The following is a 245-nucleotide window of genomic DNA, read 5'->3' as shown; positions in this document are numbered from 1 at the left end:
CACCGTCGCCGCCGTCGCCGCCACGCCGACGCGGCGGAACCATCCCTTCCCGCTCCCGTCCGCGACCGGGGAGGTCGTCGGTGCGGTGCGGGGGCGGAACGCGGCCAGCACGACGGCCAGTGCCCCGGCACCGACGAACAGCAGGGGCACGCCCGGGAAACGGGGCGGAGGCCCACGGACAACGGCTCGGCCGAAACGACCGAGACCGCCACCACACCCCCCGCACCGAGCGCCGTCAGCGCGAG

Source organism: Saccharomonospora iraqiensis subsp. paurometabolica YIM 90007, assembly GCF_000231035.2.
GTDB lineage: Bacteria > Actinomycetota > Actinomycetes > Mycobacteriales > Pseudonocardiaceae > Saccharomonospora > Saccharomonospora paurometabolica.
The sequence above is the reverse complement of the archived record's forward strand: the minus strand, read 5'-3'. Positions refer to the sequence as shown.